This is a genomic window from Providencia sp. PROV267, from assembly GCF_028477825.1.
Lineage (GTDB): Bacteria > Pseudomonadota > Gammaproteobacteria > Enterobacterales > Enterobacteriaceae > Providencia > Providencia stuartii.
In genome coordinates this window covers 90,866-110,086 of record NZ_JAMPLX010000024.1, presented here as the reverse complement: position 1 = coordinate 110,086, position 19,221 = coordinate 90,866, and the positions used below count along the sequence as shown (strand labels likewise).

The following is a 19,221-nucleotide window of genomic DNA, read 5'->3' as shown; positions in this document are numbered from 1 at the left end:
GCTGATTATGTATTTAGGCTATCTCGTGGCCTTATAGAAGGTTGGTACCTCTTTTTCATGCGAGGATTTAGCTTCGCTACTTGTTAGCCCATGATAAATCATTAGCATAGCAAAGCTATTGTTCATCGTACTCATTTCGTTGCCACTGATACCTCGACTATTTTTCGAATGACGATTCGTTATGCTGTGGTTCATGATGCTTTCTCCTCATCTTCTTTTAGCAGGCGGTTCGCTTCGGCAAGCTCATAACGCCTTGGTGTTAATGCGGTTGCACTGTGATTACGTGCAAGCAATGAGTAAATGGTTGGTAAAACGAACAGTGTGAACAGGGTTCCAACTAACATACCTGTGACAATCACTAAGCCCAGACCGAAACGGCTGTTTGCGCCTGCACCTGTCGCAAATAACAGGGGAACTAAGCCAATCACCATCGCGGCAGTTGTCATCAAAATGGGGCGTAAACGAATTTGAGCGGCTTTCAAAATAGCTTGGCGCTTGTCGAGGCCCTCGTGAGCTTGTAATTCGTTAGCAAACTCCACCATCAAAATACCGTGTTTACTGATGAGGCCAATGAGCGTCACCAAGCCAATCTGGGTATAAATATTGAGGGTGGCATATCCCAAGGCGAGAGGAATTAATGCCCCACAAATTGACAACGGTACGGTGATTAAAATAATCAGTGGGTCGACTAAGCTTTCATACTGTGCAGCAAGAACCAGATAAATGATGATGAGCGCCGCCATAAACGCAAAGGCGAGGGTATTGCCTTCTTGCTTATATTGGCGCGAATCAGATTGCCAGTCATGGCTGAAACCTGCGGGTAGTGCACTAGCAATACTCTCTAAGTAAGAAACGGCTTGTCCTAATGTGACGCCCGGTGCAGGGATAGCTTGGAAAATCGCCGCATTTTGCTGATTGAACTGAGTTAACTTGTTCGGTTCAATTTGCGTATTGATCTCAACAACTGTTGATAGCGGGATCATTGTGCCATCTTGTGCTTTGACATAGTGACGAGCAAGCGCATCGGGTGTTAATCGTTGGCTGCGTACACTTTGAGGGATCACATCATATGAACGTCCGTCCATACCAAAGCGGTTAATATAGTTTTCACCAACCAATAATGTGAGTGATTCACCGATATCTTGCATGCTGATACCAAGACTATTGGCTTTGGAGCGGTTAATTTTGACTTCAACCACAGGGTTGTTGTAGTCAAGATCACTGTCTACGACCATAAACAATCCACTTTCGCGAGCTTGTTGCTTGATCTCTTCCATGGTTTTATACAAAACGGGGTAACCTTGTGGGCTACGCAGCACCATTTGTACTGGCAAACCGCCTGTAGAGCCAGGTAGAGCCGGTAACTGGAAGACAAAGATACTGTTACCTTCAACGTCACCTACTTTAGCTTGTAAGTCTGATTGAATGGCAGAAGCAGGGCGATCTCGTTTCTCCCATGAGGTGAGGTTAGTTCCCCCAAAGCTTGATGAGATACCGTCTGTGCCATTGATGATCCAAGTACTTTCCGTCTCAGGCAATTCCATCATCACATCATGCAGTTTATGAGAAAAACGCTCTACATACTCTAAGTTAGCGTGTTGGGGTGACTTAATTGCCGTCAATACGGCAGACTGGTCCTCAACCGGCGCGAGTTCACGGGGGGCTGATTGGTACAGGAGAGGTAAGCTGATGAAGACAAATACCGCGATAATGCCGGTGATCCAACGATGCCTCAGTGAGAAATTCAGCCCTTTGGTATAGTAATGAGCGAGGAAAGCGAAGAACTTTTCCGCCATATGTGCCATGCGGCCTTCATTCTGTTTTGAGTTCAACATAAACGAACTCATCACAGGTGATAAAGTTAAGGCCACAATACCTGAAACAATCACGGAGCCTGCGAGCGTCAAGGCAAACTCTTTAAACAACGCCCCTGTTAGACCAGACATCAAGCCAATCGGTGCATACACCGCTGCTAATGTGATGGTCATGGCAATCACAGGCCCTGCCACTTCACGAGCGCCTATCAGTGCAGCGAGAACTGGCGATTTACCTTCCTCAATATGACGATGGACGTTTTCCACGACAACAATGGCATCATCCACCACCAATCCGATGGCAAGCACCATGGCAAGTAACGTTAATAAGTTGATACTAAAGCCAAACGCCATCATTAGTGCGGCGGCCCCTAACATTGACAATGGGATCGCCAATATAGGAATAATAACGCTGCGAATAGAGCCTAAGCATAAATAAATAACAGCAATAACAATCAATAATGCTTCCACCAACGTATGGAATACCTGATCGATTGAGGCTTTGATAAAGCGAGAAGTTTCAAATGCCATCTCTACTTTAACGTTCGGTGGTAACGTTTTAATGATATCAGGCATCAATTTATTCATACCATCGACAATCACCAACGGGTTCCCGGTTGGGGTTGCAAATAGGCCTAAATAAATTGCAGGCTCTCCATTCATCAAACCACTGGTTTCAGTGGCTGCGGCACCTAGCTCTATAGTACCAACATCACGTAAACGAACTAACCCATTACCATCGTTGCGTATGACTAAGTCTTGGAATTCAGAGACGTTAGTCAGATCTGTATTCACATAGACGTTAGAAATCACATACTCGCCTTTCACTTTACCGGGCGCCGCTTGGTAGTTATTTTGGCGAACCGCTTGCGCAACATCTGCGGCAGATAATCCTCGACCCGCAAGTTTATCGGCATCTAACCATAAACGCATGGCTAACTGTTGACCACCAAACACTTGTACTTTTGCTACACCTTCGATGGAGGAGTACATCGGCTCAACAACCCGAGATAAATAGTCCGTCAGTGCCGGAATAGAAAGGGTTGTACTGGAAAAACCGATATATGCAACAGCGGTAGATTCACCGGAAGACAGCTCTATAACTGGGTCATAAGCTTCTTTTGGAAGCTTGTAGCGAACCTGATTAACTTTCGCCATGACTTGTGCAAGTGCTTGCGTTGAATCACGGTTAAGCTCCATTCGCACGGTCACTAAGCTACTGCCCTGTACAGAGGAAGAGGACAAGTAATCGACCCCTTCGACAGAAGAGACAGCTTGCGCAATAGGCTGAGTCACAAAGCCCTGCATCAACTTAGCGGATGCGCCGGGGTATTGTGTAGTGATAGTAATGGTAGAACTTTCCAATTGTGGATACTGGCGAATAGGCAATTTACTTAATGCAAACAACCCTATCAATACAATCAATGAACTCACAACCAGCGCCAAAACGGGTCGGCGCACAAAAACATCAGTAAATTTCATTGCGCCTTCCTTATGAATCCTGAGCGGTCTTAACCGGTGATTCTGCTAATGTATCTTGTGCGACAGGGGTGATGGCGGAGCCATTGTTAAGACGTAATTGCCCTGAGGTGATCACTTTGTCACCCAATTTTAGCCCTTGCTCAATTTCGATTTTGCCATCCCAGCGTTGGCCCGTTTTCACAGAGACTTGTTTTGCCGTCATTTTTTCGCCGCTGCCTTCAGCGATGAAAACTGTGTCACCATAGGCCGTATAAGTCACTGCCGTTTCAGGTATTGTTAGTACCTCACTGTTTGCTTGGCGTACGACATTCACATTGGCATACATACCCGCCTTTAACTCCCCGTCACTATTTTCAAGCGTGGCTTGTAATTGGATGGTACGCGATTTACCTACTAATGGGTCGATGGCACTGATACGTGCAGGGAAGGTTTTACCTGGATAAGCATCGACATGAATATCAACAATTTGGCCAACATGTAACTCTGGCGCAGCTTGCTCATCAAGGGAAAAATTAAGTTTTAATGTTTTGGTATCGACGAGGCTTGCAATGGCTTCGCCGGGGCTGAGGTATTGACCCTCGTGAACCTGACGAATACCGATAGTGCCGTCAAATGGAGCACGGATCGCCTTTTGTGCAATCAACGCTTGTGTTTGCCGGATCAAACCTTGCGCGATATCACGTTCTGCACGAGTGCTATCGACCTGTGCTTCTGCAACGAGATGTTTAGCAGCCAAGGTACGGGTTCTGTCGTACAAACGTGCCGCATTGCGCAACTGAGCCTGATAGCGAGCTAAGTCAGCTTGTTCAACTGCATCGTTGAGTTGAACCAGAAGCTGGCCTTTTTTCACTTGTTGACCCGATTCAAAATTGATTTTGGTAATGCGGCCACTGGTTTCCGCCGCAACAAAGACTTGGCTGCCAGCCTCTAATTCACCGACACCATAAAAAGTGCGTGGTGCATTGTCTTGAGTCACTGGTGCTAATGCGACTTTCACCGGTGGATATTGGTAAGCCGCCTGTTCGTCTTTTCCGTCTTGGGCGTAGGAGGTGTAAATCGCTGCGCCACCACCAGCAACAATCAGCAGTGAGCACAGCGTGACAATTGTTTTTTTATTCATTATAAATACCTACTATTTCTGTGCCTTAACAGCGAAATAAAGATCACGGAAATGACCTGCGATGGCGACAGCCATTAATCCCCCAATGACAGAGGTGTGCTCAATAGCCCAAAACATCGCGAGTTTGGCTTCTTCACCGGTATAGCTCCAAAAAGTATGAACAATCACGATGGTCAGGAATAAAAATACGGCGAGTGCGCCAGTTCCAAGCCAAAGTAGGCGGTTAAAGAGTACTAATAGCGAGCCTACTAGCAGCACAAATGCAGAGGCGATGTTGAAGAACCAGTCTGGATGTAAACCTGCTGCGCGCATTTCTGCTAGGCTATTTTCATAGTCAAAAACCTTTGCTAAGCCAGATGAAATAAACAGAATTAATATCAGCAAGCGAGCGATAATCCATAATGTGTTACTTTCTAAAATTTTGGCAATTACCGATGGCATAGCCTATCCCCTTTAAAATCAAGTTAGCCTGCATGTCACAAAATAAGCGCTGTCACCACCTCATGCAGAAAATAGAATGGAATAATCTGAATTGACAAATTCAGTGGCTAGAACTATAAAACCTTAAGTTAAGTTGAGGTCAAGAGCAGGTAGTCAAAAATGGCTGAGAAAAACACGAAAACGACAAAAAGGCGTGGAGACGGTGAACATAAGATTGATTTCACAAGGGCATTGACTGTCGGAGAGGTTGCTAAACGCTCTGGTGTTCCCGTTTCTACCGTGCATTTTTACGAGTCAAAAGGATTGATCCAAAGTACGAGAACACAAGGCAACCAACGACGTTTTCCGTCGGTGGTATTACGTTATATTGCGATTATCAAAGTGGCACAGAGCACAGGGATACCTTTAAAAGAGATCCAAGATGCGTTAGGTAAGTTTCCGGCTAACAGTAAACTGACTTCAGAGCAGTGGAAAGAGATGTCGACGGAGTGGAAAACCTCGTTGGATAGGCGGATCCGGCAACTGACTCGCTTACGTAATGAGTTAGACCATTGTATTGGTTGTGGCTGTTTATCTCTGAGTGAATGTCCACTGCGTAACCCTGATGATATTTTAGGGCGTAAAGGGCCGGGGGCTCGAATTTTAGAACGCCCATAACAAGTGGCGTGATGACTGGTGAAGTGAAATGTTATCGACTTGACCAGTCAACCCGCTTTGCGGGTCAGGGAAAGAGTCACTGAAAAATAGCACATTGAAAGATGAAAGCAGTAATAGGTAATTTAAATGATTTTAACGTTTTATGTGTTTGTTGATTTTTGAACAATAAAGTAATAGTGAGTATGGCAATGATGATTGTGACAACTTTTATTGTCAGTACCCTTTTATATGACTTAAATATAGCCTTAGGTGATTACGACAGATGTAAGTGAATACAAGATGGTATAAGAAAAATAGCAAAACAGATAAAACCAACGAGTTATTGATAATTTATCACGAATAATCGTTATAACTATTTAATTATCATCATAATAGGATTTTATTAAGCTCGGCTCGATAAAGTTTGTAATATTCTGTAACAGAATGATTGTACTGATAGTTTTCTGAAAATTCTGTTTTTTTATTTTCTAGTAAATAGATACTTTACATTGATTCAATTTATCTATTTACTTCACTACTGATAACTTCTGCTTAGCTTAATACTGGAGCAAATCCATGTCAGTTGTGACCCTTGTGTTAGTTTTTTTATTGGCCGTTATTGTGAGCGTATTTGTCTCTCGGCTACTTAAGGATATTATTCCTTTACCTATTATTCAGATAGCGCTAGGTGCAGCGTTGTCAGCTTTTGGTTTTGTGGTTGAATTTGAACCGCATCTCTTCTTGTTTTTGTTTATTCCTCCATTACTGTTCTTGGATGGCTGGCGTATTCCTAAGGAAGCGTTATTCCAAGAGATTAAGCCAATTATGTCATTGGCGATAGGTCTTGTGGTGGTGACAGTGGTTGGGATGGGCTTCTTTATTCATTGGTTGATCCCTGCAATTTCATTAGCCGTTGCTTTTGCGCTGGCGGCGATTTTGTCACCAACCGACCCCGTGTCTGTTTCTGCAATGACAGTCAATTCACCACTCCCTTCACGTATGGCACATATTCTTGAAGGTGAATCTCTGCTCAATGATGCGACAGGCTTGGTGTGTTTTAAATTCGCTGTAGCGGCAGCATTAACAGGTACCTTCTCTTTAACATCCGCAACAGGAGAATTTGCCCTTGTCGCGTTTGGCGGGATCTTAATTGGTTTATTAGTGGCTTGGGTTATTGGCTGGTTAAACCAATTTTTGGTGAAACGTACCGGTGAAGAGCCGGCAATCCAAATCATGATCAGCCTATTGATGCCATTTAGTGCTTACTTATTGGCTGAACATCTTCATGTCTCTGGGATCCTAGCCGCAGTGGTTGCGGGTATCGCTATGCACTATGAAAAAATTGCAGGGCGCATGCAGGCGGCAACTCGTATGCAAAGTAAAGCGGTATGGGATACGGTGCAAACGGCACTTAATGGGATGATCTTTATCTTATTAGGGGAACAATTACCAGGTATGTGGAATAACATGCCGCAAGTCGCGGAAGCGGCGGGAGCAAGCCACCCTTGGATGCTATTTGTGTATGTGATTGTTATCACCGTCGCATTAGCGATTTTACGTTTTGCTTGGGTTTGGATCTCAATGACCTTAACCGTATTTAACAACCGTCGTCGTGGTAAAGAAGCGGATGTTTTACACATTCGCATGATGGCGGTAATGGCAACAGCGGGGGTTCGTGGTGCGATTACTTTGGCGGGTATCCTAACATTACCACTGCTAATGCCGGATAATAGCCTATTCCCAAATCGTGATGTGGCTATCTTCTTGGCAATGGGGGTGATTTTGTGTTCATTGTTAATCGCTAGCGTTGCATTGCCTATTTTGACGAAAGGGTTGGTACAGGATTTACCGTATGATAATGATGAGATCCGTGCTCGTATGGCTCTCAATGAGGCTGCAATGGCACATTTACGTGAATTGATGAACCATCCTTCAGAAGATGTTGATGAAATTGCAATGCGCACCGAAGTAGGCTCTCAATTATTGGAAATCTATGGCAGACGCTTAGATAATACTGATGAAACTGAGTCTGATGTCTATGACCTACACAAAATGATTGATATGGAACGGGAAATGTCTCGCTCAGCTTTACAAGCGAAACGCGATGCCTTGTATCTCATGCGTAAAGGTAAGAATATCAGTGAGCGCGTATATCATCGCTTACGTGATGAATTAGATCTTAAAGAAGAAACGCTCAATCATCATAAAAGCAAAAAACACTAATTAAAATAGCGGCTAGAGTTTCGATTCTAGCCGTTTTTTTAATGTCCAATAGGAGGGAATAAGGCATGGAAAATAAGCAATTTTCAGATCAAGAATTAGATGAGCTATGGAAAAAAGCGTTATTTATTTCCCGTGATAATGAAGGAAAAGGCTTCCGCAAGGATGAACAGGGAAACTGGATCTGTCGTCATGAATATGGCAATCGGAAAAGTGAATATGGTTGGTTTCCAATGAAAATAGAACACAGCCAAGGTACCAATCAGCTTAATGATTATACCCCCGTGCATTGGAAGGTCGTTGACAAGTTAGGTCAGCCTTCTGAGCCGAAATATCGTTTAAAAATGCTACCAATAGAAAGTATCAGTGCTGAGCGGATTAACCAATTATGGCAAATGGCAGTAAAACACTCCGCGGATAATGAGCAAAAAGGGTTTCGAGTAGATATTTTTGGTCAGTGGGTTGGTCATAAGAACTATGGTGAGCAAAATAGCCCATATGGTTGGGCCGCGGTGTTAGTTGATGATATTTCCAATAAAGGCGCAGATAAAAAACTCGGCGTACTCCCCATTAACTTACAACTTCTGTTGACGTTGCAAAATGAGATGAATAAAGATGAAGAAGGGTGGACAGTGTGGGATACAGCTTGCTTAAGCGTTAATGCCTTACAGTTTGGTTTTGATTTTATTGGCGCTTCTTTTAGTGCCGCTTTCTCGGCTCCATTTTCTTTTTTTGACATATAGCACTCGTCGTTTCATAGACTCTATTTAAGCGGTTAGTTGGTATCGGCTAGATATGCTAAACGTTGCAGCTTGTACTATCTCTGAGTGGTAGAAATAAGTTGCACTCATCGCCCGCCAGATAAAGCGGGTTTTTTTGTTGTATTAAAGAGGGAAGCCCATGAATGGTCATACGGAGTGAAGTGAACATGGTGGAATAACATTATGGAATTTCTTCGATAAATGGGGCGTGCTTAAATTGAAATTCATGTTATATGCTTAAAATAGAAAAGCGCAACAGTTAATTTCAGTCAGATTATGATTGGTTTTGGTTTTCAGTAGTAAAATAAAAGTTTAAATAGAGCATAGTCATACTATGGTTCTTTATTAAAAATTATTTGATATAAAATGGATAATGCCATGGTTGAAATATAATTAAATAATTAGTTTCTATATAAAAATACATCTTAATAATAATGGTGTATTTTAAATCAACGATAGTTTTATTTTAATTATTCTATTTTTATTTAATATTTTTCTATCCTGACTTTACTCTATAATGGTGTAATTTCAATTTCTTATGTTGTAAGTGTTTTTTATTTAGTTTTCTTGAGTGGGATTATTAATTTTCTTAGCTTTAATATACTGTTTTATATCCTATAGTTTTGATTTAAATAATTACTTTAGATAAGTGTATTTTTATCTGTTTATTTTCACTATTTTTATTGAAATAGCAAGAAAATTAATTGCAAAAAACATTATTCAATATTGAAGCACATTTTTTAACTATTTGATAATAATGATTTTATATTATTATCCCATCGTGATAAACGATCGATTTGCTTATTTTTGATAGGATTTAACTATTAATAATTAGGTGTTTGATCGATATAAACGTATTTACACATTTAATTGATAAATCTATATTTTAATAAAATTATATTTTTATTTATTATCAGTGAATCCATTTGCTAATTTAATTATTAGTAATAAGAGAAGGCTATTTGAAAATAGTGACTTTATTATGAAACTTAAATATCTGACGATTGGTTTTTTAATATGAGCAAAAATAGAATTTTATTAAGACAAGATATTGGTGATTTTTTAAGAGCAGCGAGAAGAGGTAAATCTTTAACTGGTCTTCAACTTGGAAAAATGTTGCATATTAGCCAACAACAAATTTCCCGTTACGAACGAGGAGAAACAAGTATCAGCATTGAAACATTAGATGTTTTATTAAAAGGATTAGATATGGATTGGTCAGACTTTTTTTTCAAAGTGATGGCAAATTATTCGGCTGAAATAGCGGAATTAAAACTCTACAGATAGCCTCCAGTAGCAGAATTTAACGACGGTAATTTATACGCGAAGCGCCATTGCGTATACAAGGAGACGAAAGCGGTTTGATCAGGGATGATTTTTTTATTGTTACCTATTAAGAATCAATTAGTAAATTCCATCATATCAATGCCTTATGATGAATTTATAGCAATTTAAGTCTTATTTTATATTGAAAGGAAAAACACATGAAACTAGTAAAATTCACGCAAGTGGTTGTTGTTGCTACATCTGTTGCCTCTTTCAACACGACTGCGGATAACTTAGGTACAGTGGATTTTATCGGTACAGTCGTCAGTACCCCCTGTAATATCGCCCAATCATCATTAAAACAAACTATTGATTTCGGACAGCTTTCTCGTCGTGCACTTGAGAATGGTAGGGTTGCCGAGGTGGATTTTAATATTGAATTCACGGGGTGTGATTTTACAGACTTCGATAAAGATGCAGAAGGAAAGCCAATGGCAGTGAAAACCATGGAATTGGTGTTTACAGGTAAAAGCTATGCTGACGCTGCAAGCACATTACTCTCAACATCGGTGGGCAACACGAATAATGTCGGTGTTGGTATTGAGGGTTTTGAGTTCGGTAAAGCGAAGGATGTTTTATCGCGGATAGCGAACAAAAAAGGAGATAATACATTAAAATTCAAAGCATTTGCGAAAGCCGTAGACACAACAAAAGATGTTGTTGAAGGGCAGTTCAATGCAACCTCCAACTTCCGAATTACTTACCAGTAAATAGGATAGCCGTCCGCCAGCCTTTTGCTGGCGGAACCATCAAGGCATGCGGAGGGTGCTGTGAGTGCTTACAAACATTTTAGTCGCCACATTATACAATTCATGATGCTGTGGGTACTTGGTCACGCTACCGTGTATGCAGCGATTGATACACAGCGCCATTCTTTCAATGGAATGACCCGAATAGTAGGAACAGTGATTGCCACTCCCTGTTCAATAGCCATGACTGATCGTTACCAAACAATCAATTTTTCCCCGTTGACCTTACCGCTATTATCCACAGCCAGCGGTCGTGAGCGCTATAGCCAACCCTTTATCATTGAGCTACATGGTTGCGGCAGCATGCACTCGACAATCGACAGTAAAACATGGTCAATACGTTTTTCCGGACATACAACTCAAAATATAAATGCCTTTGTATTACAGGGGCCTTCACACGGCTTAGGCATTTCCGTATTGGATGAACAACGAAAAAGATTGGTTCCTGAGCAGCGCTATTTTTTGTCTAACCACGTGTTACGACAAGACAAATCTGGGGAGACTCTTTTTTTACGTTACTTCTTACAACTAGAGCTGACAGGGCAACCGATTCAAGCAGGTAGCTATCAAGGTTTGGTTCGTTTTTTCATCGACTATCAATAAGAAACAGAAATAAGGGCCTCATCACTTATTTTTGAGGTGCTTCTTTGTCGTATTAGGGATGGAACAGAGCATGGTGTTTAAACATAGCAAACTACGGCGGGTTATTTTATTGGCGTTTGGCCTGACGACATGGGGCGCGAGTGCTGCTGAATTCAATACTGATGTGCTGGATGCAGAAGATCTGCAAAATATCGATATAAGCCGATTCTCTGTCGCCGGATATGTACCGCCGGGAGATTATGTTTTAACTGTGTGGGTTAATGGGCTGCGCTTAGGCGCCCCACGTGATATTTCCGTATATGAGAAAAGCCCTTCTGCCGAGCAACGCTCTCCATTTGTTTGTATACCAACAGATATGCTGCAATTAATAGGATTGACGCATTCTGCAAAGCGCAAATTAACCACGTTAAACGAAGGGCGATGCCTAGATTTATCATTGTTATCCGGGGCTCAAACTCAAGTTGAGCTATCAACATTATCATTAAAAATAACTATCCCTCAAATGTGGATGGAGTACAGAGATCCCTACTGGATACCGCCAGCATTATGGGAGGAAGGTGTAAACGGGGGATTTATTGATTTCAATGCGAACGCGTCAGCAACAAAAGAAAAAGGCGGCACTAAACGAGTTTATTTATCAACCAATGGAACGATGGGGATAAATACCGGCGCTTGGCGCTTTCGCGGGGATTATAATGGAAGCTACCAAAAACAGCGTGGAGGATACTCGCCACAAGAAACACATCAGTTTGATTTCAGCCGGTTATATGCATTCACTTCATTAACAGAGTCAGCCGCTATTTTGACGTTAGGCGAGAATTATTTTTATTCTGATATTTTTGACGCTTGGCAATATAGCGGGGTGTCATTAGAAAGTGACGATAGAATGCTCCCTCCCAAGCTGGTTGGTTATGCGCCTGAAATTATCGGCGTAGCCAATACCAATGCGACGGTGATCGTCCGTAGCCAAGATAGGGTTATCTCTGAAACGCTTGTTCCACCAGGGCCTTTTCGTATTCAAACATTAGAGAGTGGGATTCGAGGTATATTGGATGTCACCGTGAGAGAAGAAAATGGCGAAGAGAAGATATTTACGGTTAGCACAGCGTCACTGCCTTATTTAACGCGACCGGGACGCCTTATTTATAAGTTAGTCGGTGGAAAAACGCGTTATGATAGCCATCATCTTACAGGTAAGCCCGTTATTGGTGGCGAGTTTTCCTATGGCGTCTCTAATGCTTGGTCATTGTACGGAGGCTCTCAGTTAAATGGTTATTATCAGGCGCTAGCGGTAGGTTTAGGGCGTGATCTTTTTTCCATTGGCGCTATTTCCGTTGATATCACTCAGTCCTTTGCTGATCTTGAAGATAAGAAGCGACGAGGGCGCTCTTATCGAGTCAACTATGCTAAATCCTTTGATGATTTGCGTACGGATATTACATTTGCAGGCTACCGTTTTGCCGATAAAGACTACCGGACGTTGACACAATTTTCTGATGAGGCGCGTACAGGTATTACCCCCTATGCGCCGAAAACGAATTATCAAATTTACCTGAATAAGTACTTTGAAAACTTTAATATTTCCTTAAATTATCAATACAGTACTTATTGGCAAAACGATCCTCAAACACAATATGGGATGTATGCAAGTACCCATCTCAACTTGCCAGCCTTATCTCAACATGGGGCGAGTTTATCGCTGTCTGCTACGCGAACAGAGCGGGATAATGGTTTTGAAGATGATGCAATTAATCTATACCTAACGGTTCCTCTTTATACAGGGCATAACTTAACGTTTTCAGAGCTTTACTCTCGCTCATCCGGTCATAATCAATTCAATCACAACGTGGGTTATAGCGGCTACAACACGACCGATAATTACAGCTTAAATATGGGTTATCACCATGGCCAAAACATGGATAACCAAACCAGCCTTAGTGGTTTCTATTCTCGAGACTTATCGCAAGCGAATATCTCAGCAAATGCCAGCTATGTACCGCATGAATATCGTAGTGTGGGAGCCTCCATAAACAGTGGAATAACCGCGACCGCTAAAGGTGTTGCATTACATCGTTCAGCAAATGGTGACACGCGATTAATGATAGATACGTCGGGGATCAGCGGCGTGCCTTTAGATAATGGCGTGATCAAAACCAACGCTTTTGGGTTAGCGGTGATCCCAAATGTGAATAGCTATCGTAAGTCTACTGCATCCATTAATACCAGCAAATTACCCGATAATTTAGAGACGTTAACGTCGACAACCGATATTACGCTCACTAAAGGAGCGATTGGTTATCGCCATTTAACGGTGATGAAGGGAGAAAAACTCTTTGCCATTTTGTCATTAGAGAACGGCAAGAAACCGCCTTTTGGTGCCAGTGTACGCAATGCTGATAATCGTGAATTAGGTATTGTCGGGGAAGATGGAGTGACTTGGTTAGTGGGCGTTTCGGCACAAGAGTCGTTATTTGTTTATTGGGATAACCAAAAGCAATGCGGGATCAAATTGCCAGAGACGTTTGTTGTGTCGTCGGACATGTTGTTACTGCCATGCCTACGGGGGAAGTTGTAGTTTCATTCATCATCTAGGTAAAAAATAATTAAATTAGGTTTATGAGGTTAGGTATGTTGAATTTATATTTACGTCATGGGCTGTTTGTCGGTTGTTGTTTATTTCTGTTGCTAACCACGCTATATGCGCATAGTGCCGTCACATTAGATAGAACTCGGATCGTTTTTCCCGGAGATGAACGCGCGATCAATATCAGGATCACGAATGATAATCCTGAAGAAGCTTATTTGGCACAAAGCTGGATAGAAGATTTACAAGGAAATAAATTAACCAAAGGGGCGATTTTAGCGACACCACCTTTGCAGCGAATTGAACCCAATAGCGATAGTTTAGTGCGATTAAGTGTGACACCGCTGCTGGAACAATTACCGCAAGATAGAGAATCGGTATTTTATTTTAATTTACGGGAAGTACCTCCTAAATCGACAGAAGGAAATACATTACAAATTGCGTTGCAGTCTCGCGTTAAGTTGTTTTATCGCCCTAAGAATATTTTGTCAGAGTCGCAGACGCAATGGGCACATAAGATCACACTGGCGAGAACGGCAAAAGGTTATCAACTGAATAATCATACGCCTTTTCATTTAACTGTTATTGGCTTAGGTAACAGCAAATCTCAATCTGAACAAAGTCGCTTTGATGTTGTTATGGTTCCACCTAAATCAACGCACGACATTATATCACCTTCATTATCAACTCCTTATCTTACTTACATTAACGACTACGGTGGCAAGCCAACTCTGGCATTTCGTTGTATTGATGCGATTTGCACCGTGAGAGAGGAGCTGTGATAGCCATCTTGGCAGCAAACAATAAAAAGGAAGGAAATAATGAATTCAAAAATTGTATTGCTATGTCTACTTGCTCTGATTGGCGCTATAGGTAATTGGGCAAAAGCCGCGCCATTGATTTCCAATACATTGATAACGGGAGACGATGATGGGCAGCTATTACAAGGATGGGTAAGGGTTAATGCTGTTTTATTTCATGCTCCTTGTAATTTAATCAGCCACACTGAGGCTATTTTGACAGGATGTGGAAGTGGTGGGCTATTTCGTGACAGTGCCCTTTTGAAAGGGGCTGCGAAAACGCCAGTCAAAGTACAATTTATTGATATGCGGCAAGGCGTTGTATTGGAATATTTTGAGATGAGCTTAGGTAATGGCAATAACCCAATACCGCTTCCTGAACTCAATAAGAATCAAAATAGAGTGGGGCTAGAGGTGAGTTATGAATAAAGCATTTATCTTAATTGCCATATGCTCTTTCAGCCCATTAAATGCGTTGGGTAAAAATCATTTAGATGTTGAATTTAAAGGTGAACTTATTCATCACGATTGCCAAATTGCAGCGGGATCTATTAATAAACAAATTCAATTAGGTTATTTGCGTAAACAATATCTTAATGAACATAGCGTCAGCGACGTGTTTCCCTTTTTTATTGAAATTAATAAATGTAGCCCATCTGATCTGAATAAAATAATCCGTCTAACATGGCAAAGCCATCAATTAATCGACATTGATGGTAACCATTATCTAACGACGCAAGGCGCAAGCGGGGCGTTACTTGGATTGATAGAAATGGATAAAGACAAGCAGCCTGTTATTTGGAATCAACCCATTAAGGTTGGTGTCGTGTCAGTCGTAGATAATCGCCAACAATTAAACTTTGGGGTATTTGTTCGTAAACCTGCAAGCGGTGAAATTAAAACGGGGGATTTTAAAGGCACGGCGACATTTGTGGTGGAGTACGAATAATGAAACAACACAAGACACTGATCACCGTGTTGATGCTATTTGGCTCGTTAGTTCACGCAGATGTTTTAGTGGAGGTCAGTGCAACTATGGTGGCGCCTAGCTGCAATATTCACAGTGAACATCATGGCTCTACGTTAAAAATAGATTTCGGTACGGTAAAGTTTGATGAATTAAATAGCGCTTCGCACCATAGAGCGTTTGCGATTCAACTTTCAGGGTGTGACTTTAATAAAGATTTAGCGATTATGCTGGCGCCGAAAGGGAACAATACATTCATTCATAATGGGCAAACAGTATTAGCGACCTCAACTTCTGGATTAGGGATCTCTTTCAATGAAGTCATCGACGGGGGCATCCGTCCTTTGGCGATGAACAAGCTGCAACGAATTAACCCACAACGGCTTAGCGCTACCGAATACCAAACTGATTTACAGGCTCGCCTTGTTAATCGCATTCCTGCTGAACAATTAGCGGCAGGTAAGTTCACTTCTGCTATGACAATTTTAGTCGCGTATGACTAATAAGGGCTAAAGCGATGTGTGATTTTAAAGATGATGGTCGTAGGTATATGACAGCTAAAAATTATGCGTGGATGATAGGTTTATCTTTAATGATAAATAGCTTAGATGCAACGACTGATTACGCAGCTCAAATTGTCGACCCCAACACAGGGTATGTGATCAAATTAGAGCGTAACAGTGAATTAGTGGCGACGCCACTTGTTGGCTCTAATGGAAAAAATTATTACCGCATTGGCAATACGATGCTAATTGATAGTGCCAGTAAAGATGTGAGTGTATCCGGTTATGTTAAATGCTTAGGTCGGCAATGGGGAGAGAGCAGTGTAGGCATCCCATCGGAAAACGCATTTCATCGCTTATTTATGTATGCGCCAATGGCTGGTGTCTATATTGAAGGGAGACCTGCCTATCAAATCAACAGTAATTTAGTCATGACGGTTGAAACAAACTTGATGAGTTGGGTCAATATTGACGCTGCGGTTTGTTCTAATGGCTTTGATGGAGACATTTTTCCTTCGGGGCAGTTCTATAGCCAATTTCCAATCAAATTAACCTTCTATATTAATGAGCGAATTATTGATGGGCAATTAGTGATAAATGCTATGGATTTAGGTGGCTATGTTCGCGCTTATACCGCCAAGAAAACGGTACCGCCTTACGACAGCTGGCCTATCAATGAGACAACGGTTCCATTACGGCTGGCTGCTTCACAAATTCATATTGGCTCTCTGTGCACGACCATGACTAGCACAGGGCAAGCAGAAACCGTCAGCCTACGTCATGGCAAACTCAGTAGTGTGAATTACGATAGTACAGTGGTAGAAAAAGTTACTTACAGTTGTAAGTTTAAATCATCGACTAACATCCGATTACGTTTGGATTACACCAAAGATGATGACCCTCAAAAGCGCTTGCCATTAAAAAGCCAGTTAAACCATCACGATGTCATTTATAGTGAATTAACAATGACCGATGAAGCGACAGGGCAAACGGGGCAAAGTTTAAACCTTGAGATCCATCAACTCGATACCATCAGCATTACCAGTCGCATTCAAGGGCAAAATGCAGCTGCGGGGGATTATCGAGGATCTGCGTGGTTGATTGCGACTTATGATTAACTTGTCTTGCTGACAATAAGCTATTCGGTTGAGCCGTAAGAGCCAGTTATCTTGAAACAGGTTTGGGAAGCGTGCCTTGGTCTGTTTTTGTTAGATAATCATCTCGCTGGCTTCATTTATTGCACTAGGAGGAAAATGGCGGCTCAACCCATCCTCTGTTATTGATGAATACGCTGAATAAAATTTGAAGGTGTTTTGCTCAACCATTTTTTAAACATGGTCGAGAATGCACCCACACATCGCGTTTTATGCTATCGACGCGATTTAGAGGGATATTTCGCATAATGGCTCGCATTAACTCAGATGGAAATATCATTTCTATTTTTGGCAGCTTGGCTAGCCTTGTTTGTTTGCTATTGCCATTTTTAGCGATAATGGATAGGGGCTATCCGTGGTTATGAGTGAAATACCGGTCATAATTATGACCGGCATAAATGAAAAGATAACGATCATTTGCTATTAAAAAACCTAAGCATCCAAGAAAAATAAATTTAATAAATTATTGTGTGAATTAAAAAATCGTAAATGGGGCAGTCACAATAAATTTGATATCTTTTTCATCTTGGAAAATGTTATTAAATCCTCCACCCCAGCTTGGGATATCGCTGTGGTTATCAAAACGAGTGTAATGTAATTTAAAGGTAGTATCCTTAGCTTTACCAGTTTGAATGGTGTAGAGAATATCAAAATTCCATGCACTTTCTCTGACGCGTTGGCTTTGGTCATAAATTGGATTATTACTCGGTTTTGCATCCCAAGCATAAACATAAGAGGTGCCGATTTTCCAACCTGCGAGATCCCAACTGGATAAATCATAGGTCACACCAGCAAATAGCGCTTTTTCATTGTCGGAGTTGAAATCTGAACGGGCATCCCACCAAACATCTATACGACCATTTGAAGTGCCGTAAGCCGAGGTCATGCGCTGTAAAAAGTAACCTTGTTGACCAGGAGAGTGCACCATCGTTCCTTCAACTTGGAAGTCTAAAGCATCGTAGGTATAGCCTAAAGTGAACGCCTGTAACCAAGCTAATCCATCATAGACATCATTAACACCACCACTATTATCTTTATCTTGTGCGCCGTAGAATTGATACGATACTCTTAAATCACGACCAGCGAGCGGGAATGCGTAAGAGATCTTGGCAAGATATTGATCCATATAACCTTCAGCTTGACCAACCGCACCCTCTAGCACCAGCTTGTTTTTGGCATCATATTTCACACCCAGTGAGTGTAAATAATCAATCGTGGTTGTTGAGTCGGCTTCGCGGAATTCATACATTTCACGATACCATGGCGCTTTATATTGATCCGTCCACATATAGGAAATATTAAATTTCCCACTGTCCTCGGTATCAAATTCAGCCCCCACTTCAGCACCACGGTAAGTACCGGGTAAAAAGCTCCAGTTGGTGGCTAACAAAGTTTGACCACTTGGTTGTATATAGCCTGCTTTACCCCAAAATGGCCCTAATTTTAATTTTGTTGCAGCGGTCGTGAAGGTAAACCCATTGCGGTCGCCTGTACCTTTCTCATCCCAAACATTTTTGGCATCACTAAAGCCAATTTCATTCGGTGCGGCAGGGCCGCCGTTTGATAATTCGACAGCGGTATACCCGGCAAAATCAAAGCCAATAAAATCTTGAATATAACCAGAAGAAAAGTCGAGAGCTATATTTAATGATGAGTGTTTAAGATTATCTGTATATTGACCATATTTATCACTGCCGGGTGTTAATTCTTTTCTTGATCTATCCCTTTGCCAATAATAGATACCACCTTTCAATGTTGCATCATCAAAAAATGGTTGAGCATTGATTTTAGGAATATAACAACTTGCGGTTAATATAGAAAATATCTCTAATGCTAATAGTTTTTTAGTATGCTTAATCATGGAATTAGCCATTCTTTATTCCTCAATATTGATTGAATTAATTAATTGATTTTTATTTTTTATAAATAATGAAGGGCAAAGTGATAAATAAAACACTAAGCCAATAACATTTATATTTTGTGATTAATATTAAGCAATCTGAAAAGTAGGGTTTTATGAATTTAAGAGAATGTCATTTGCCAATAGGGAGCATGGTAGCT

General features: G+C 41.5%; 17 protein-coding genes. 12 read left to right on the top strand and 5 right to left on the bottom strand.

Translation table 11 applies throughout. The features are described from left to right. Nucleotides 1-18 precede the first annotated feature (18 nt). From PR709_RS16445 to PR709_RS16430, 4 genes are read right to left on the bottom strand one after another with little or no spacing between them, the layout of a single operon-like run. Nucleotides 19-195: a hypothetical protein gene (locus PR709_RS16445; RefSeq protein WP_004926002.1), complete on the bottom strand. Its 177-nt coding sequence runs from the start codon at nt 193-195 to the stop codon at nt 19-21. After that, on the bottom strand, nt 192-3,296 hold the full coding sequence (locus PR709_RS16440) for a MexW/MexI family multidrug efflux RND transporter permease subunit (RefSeq protein ID WP_004926005.1): 3,105 nt from the start codon (nt 3,294-3,296) through the stop codon (nt 192-194). Before PR709_RS16440 ends, PR709_RS16445 begins: the two co-directional genes overlap by 4 nt. A 10-nt stretch (nt 3,297-3,306) precedes the next feature. Next, on the bottom strand, nt 3,307-4,416 hold the full coding sequence (locus tag PR709_RS16435) for an efflux RND transporter periplasmic adaptor subunit (protein WP_004926007.1): 1,110 nt from the start codon (nt 4,414-4,416) through the stop codon (nt 3,307-3,309). 12 nt (nt 4,417-4,428) lie between these two features. Next, complete coding sequence (locus PR709_RS16430) at nt 4,429-4,857, bottom strand: DoxX family protein (RefSeq protein ID WP_004926011.1); 429 nt, start codon at nt 4,855-4,857, stop codon at nt 4,429-4,431. Between the two features lie 159 nt (nt 4,858-5,016). Here PR709_RS16430 and soxR point away from each other — a divergent pair, with 159 nt between their 5' ends. The 12 genes from soxR to PR709_RS16370 all read left to right on the top strand — a co-directional run bounded on the left by soxR (nt 5,017) and on the right by PR709_RS16370 (nt 17,124). Then, entirely contained in the window at nt 5,017-5,514 is a 498-nt protein-coding gene (gene soxR, locus PR709_RS16425; RefSeq protein ID WP_004926014.1) for a redox-sensitive transcriptional activator SoxR, read from the top strand. A 555-nt stretch (nt 5,515-6,069) separates the two neighbouring features. Next, on the top strand, nt 6,070-7,716 hold the full coding sequence (locus PR709_RS16420) for a Na+/H+ antiporter (RefSeq protein ID WP_004926020.1): 1,647 nt from the start codon (nt 6,070-6,072) through the stop codon (nt 7,714-7,716). A 65-nt stretch (nt 7,717-7,781) separates the two neighbouring features. Beyond that, nucleotides 7,782-8,456, top strand: coding sequence for a hypothetical protein (locus PR709_RS16415; protein WP_102780966.1), 675 nt, complete (start codon nt 7,782-7,784; stop codon nt 8,454-8,456). 1,035 nt (nt 8,457-9,491) lie between these two features. Next, the gene (locus PR709_RS16410; RefSeq protein ID WP_004926025.1) at nt 9,492-9,761 is read left to right on the top strand and encodes a helix-turn-helix domain-containing protein; all 270 of its coding nucleotides are present in this window, start codon (nt 9,492-9,494) and stop codon (nt 9,759-9,761) included. Nucleotides 9,762-9,958: 197 nt separating this feature from the next. Further along, nucleotides 9,959-10,510 (top strand): fimbrial protein, encoded by a 552-nt coding sequence (locus PR709_RS16405; RefSeq protein ID WP_004926028.1) that lies wholly within the window; start codon nt 9,959-9,961, stop codon nt 10,508-10,510. A gap of 60 nt (nt 10,511-10,570) precedes the next feature. Further along, nucleotides 10,571-11,152: a fimbrial protein gene (locus PR709_RS16400; protein WP_223854619.1), complete on the top strand. Its 582-nt coding sequence runs from the start codon at nt 10,571-10,573 to the stop codon at nt 11,150-11,152. A 58-nt stretch (nt 11,153-11,210) separates the two neighbouring features. Continuing rightward, the gene (locus PR709_RS16395) at nt 11,211-13,727 is read left to right on the top strand and encodes a fimbria/pilus outer membrane usher protein (RefSeq protein WP_272571004.1); all 2,517 of its coding nucleotides are present in this window, start codon (nt 11,211-11,213) and stop codon (nt 13,725-13,727) included. 53 nt (nt 13,728-13,780) lie between these two features. Beyond that, nucleotides 13,781-14,518 (top strand): fimbrial biogenesis chaperone, encoded by a 738-nt coding sequence (locus PR709_RS16390; protein WP_036942049.1) that lies wholly within the window; start codon nt 13,781-13,783, stop codon nt 14,516-14,518. Nucleotides 14,519-14,557: 39 nt separating this feature from the next. Continuing rightward, nucleotides 14,558-14,965: a hypothetical protein gene (locus PR709_RS16385; protein WP_040132733.1), complete on the top strand. Its 408-nt coding sequence runs from the start codon at nt 14,558-14,560 to the stop codon at nt 14,963-14,965. Then, on the top strand, nt 14,958-15,485 hold the full coding sequence (locus tag PR709_RS16380; RefSeq protein WP_004926035.1) for a fimbrial protein: 528 nt from the start codon (nt 14,958-14,960) through the stop codon (nt 15,483-15,485). Before PR709_RS16385 ends, PR709_RS16380 begins: the two co-directional genes overlap by 8 nt. Further along, complete coding sequence (locus PR709_RS16375) at nt 15,485-16,006, top strand: fimbrial protein (RefSeq protein WP_061064659.1); 522 nt, start codon at nt 15,485-15,487, stop codon at nt 16,004-16,006. The genes PR709_RS16380 and PR709_RS16375 overlap by 1 nt, the downstream gene beginning before the upstream one ends. 47 nt (nt 16,007-16,053) lie before the next feature. After that, entirely contained in the window at nt 16,054-17,124 is a 1,071-nt protein-coding gene (locus PR709_RS16370) for an adhesin (protein ID WP_272571003.1), read from the top strand. 511 nt (nt 17,125-17,635) lie between these two features. On the opposite strand, the gene chiP is transcribed toward PR709_RS16370, so the two are convergent. Next, nucleotides 17,636-19,021 carry a chitoporin ChiP gene (gene chiP, locus PR709_RS16365; RefSeq protein ID WP_169342291.1) on the bottom strand — a complete coding sequence of 462 codons (1,386 nt, stop codon included), beginning with the start codon at nt 19,019-19,021 and terminating at the stop codon, nt 17,636-17,638. Between the last annotated feature and the right edge of the window lie 200 nt (nt 19,022-19,221).

Bases quoted from the DNA above. Each gene is read 5' to 3' on its own strand.
- PR709_RS16380 (WP_004926035.1), top strand. From the start codon at position 14,958: ATGAATAAAGCATTTATCTTAATTGCCATATGCTCTTTCAGCCCATTA.
- PR709_RS16435 (WP_004926007.1), bottom strand. From the start codon at position 4,416: ATGAATAAAAAAACAATTGTCACGCTGTGCTCACTGCTGATTGTTGCT.
- PR709_RS16410 (WP_004926025.1), top strand. From the start codon at position 9,492: ATGAGCAAAAATAGAATTTTATTAAGACAAGATATTGGTGATTTTTTA.
- chiP (WP_169342291.1), bottom strand. From the start codon at position 19,021: ATGATTAAGCATACTAAAAAACTATTAGCATTAGAGATATTTTCTATA.
- soxR (WP_004926014.1), top strand. From the start codon at position 5,017: ATGGCTGAGAAAAACACGAAAACGACAAAAAGGCGTGGAGACGGTGAA.
- PR709_RS16430 (WP_004926011.1), bottom strand. From the start codon at position 4,857: ATGCCATCGGTAATTGCCAAAATTTTAGAAAGTAACACATTATGGATT.
- PR709_RS16420 (WP_004926020.1), top strand. From the start codon at position 6,070: ATGTCAGTTGTGACCCTTGTGTTAGTTTTTTTATTGGCCGTTATTGTG.
- PR709_RS16385 (WP_040132733.1), top strand. From the start codon at position 14,558: ATGAATTCAAAAATTGTATTGCTATGTCTACTTGCTCTGATTGGCGCT.
- PR709_RS16405 (WP_004926028.1), top strand. From the start codon at position 9,959: ATGAAACTAGTAAAATTCACGCAAGTGGTTGTTGTTGCTACATCTGTT.
- PR709_RS16395 (WP_272571004.1), top strand. From the start codon at position 11,211: ATGGAACAGAGCATGGTGTTTAAACATAGCAAACTACGGCGGGTTATT.
- PR709_RS16440 (WP_004926005.1), bottom strand. From the start codon at position 3,296: ATGAAATTTACTGATGTTTTTGTGCGCCGACCCGTTTTGGCGCTGGTT.
- PR709_RS16375 (WP_061064659.1), top strand. From the start codon at position 15,485: ATGAAACAACACAAGACACTGATCACCGTGTTGATGCTATTTGGCTCG.
- PR709_RS16415 (WP_102780966.1), top strand. From the start codon at position 7,782: ATGGAAAATAAGCAATTTTCAGATCAAGAATTAGATGAGCTATGGAAA.
- PR709_RS16445 (WP_004926002.1), bottom strand. From the start codon at position 195: ATGAACCACAGCATAACGAATCGTCATTCGAAAAATAGTCGAGGTATC.
- PR709_RS16390 (WP_036942049.1), top strand. From the start codon at position 13,781: ATGTTGAATTTATATTTACGTCATGGGCTGTTTGTCGGTTGTTGTTTA.
- PR709_RS16370 (WP_272571003.1), top strand. From the start codon at position 16,054: ATGACAGCTAAAAATTATGCGTGGATGATAGGTTTATCTTTAATGATA.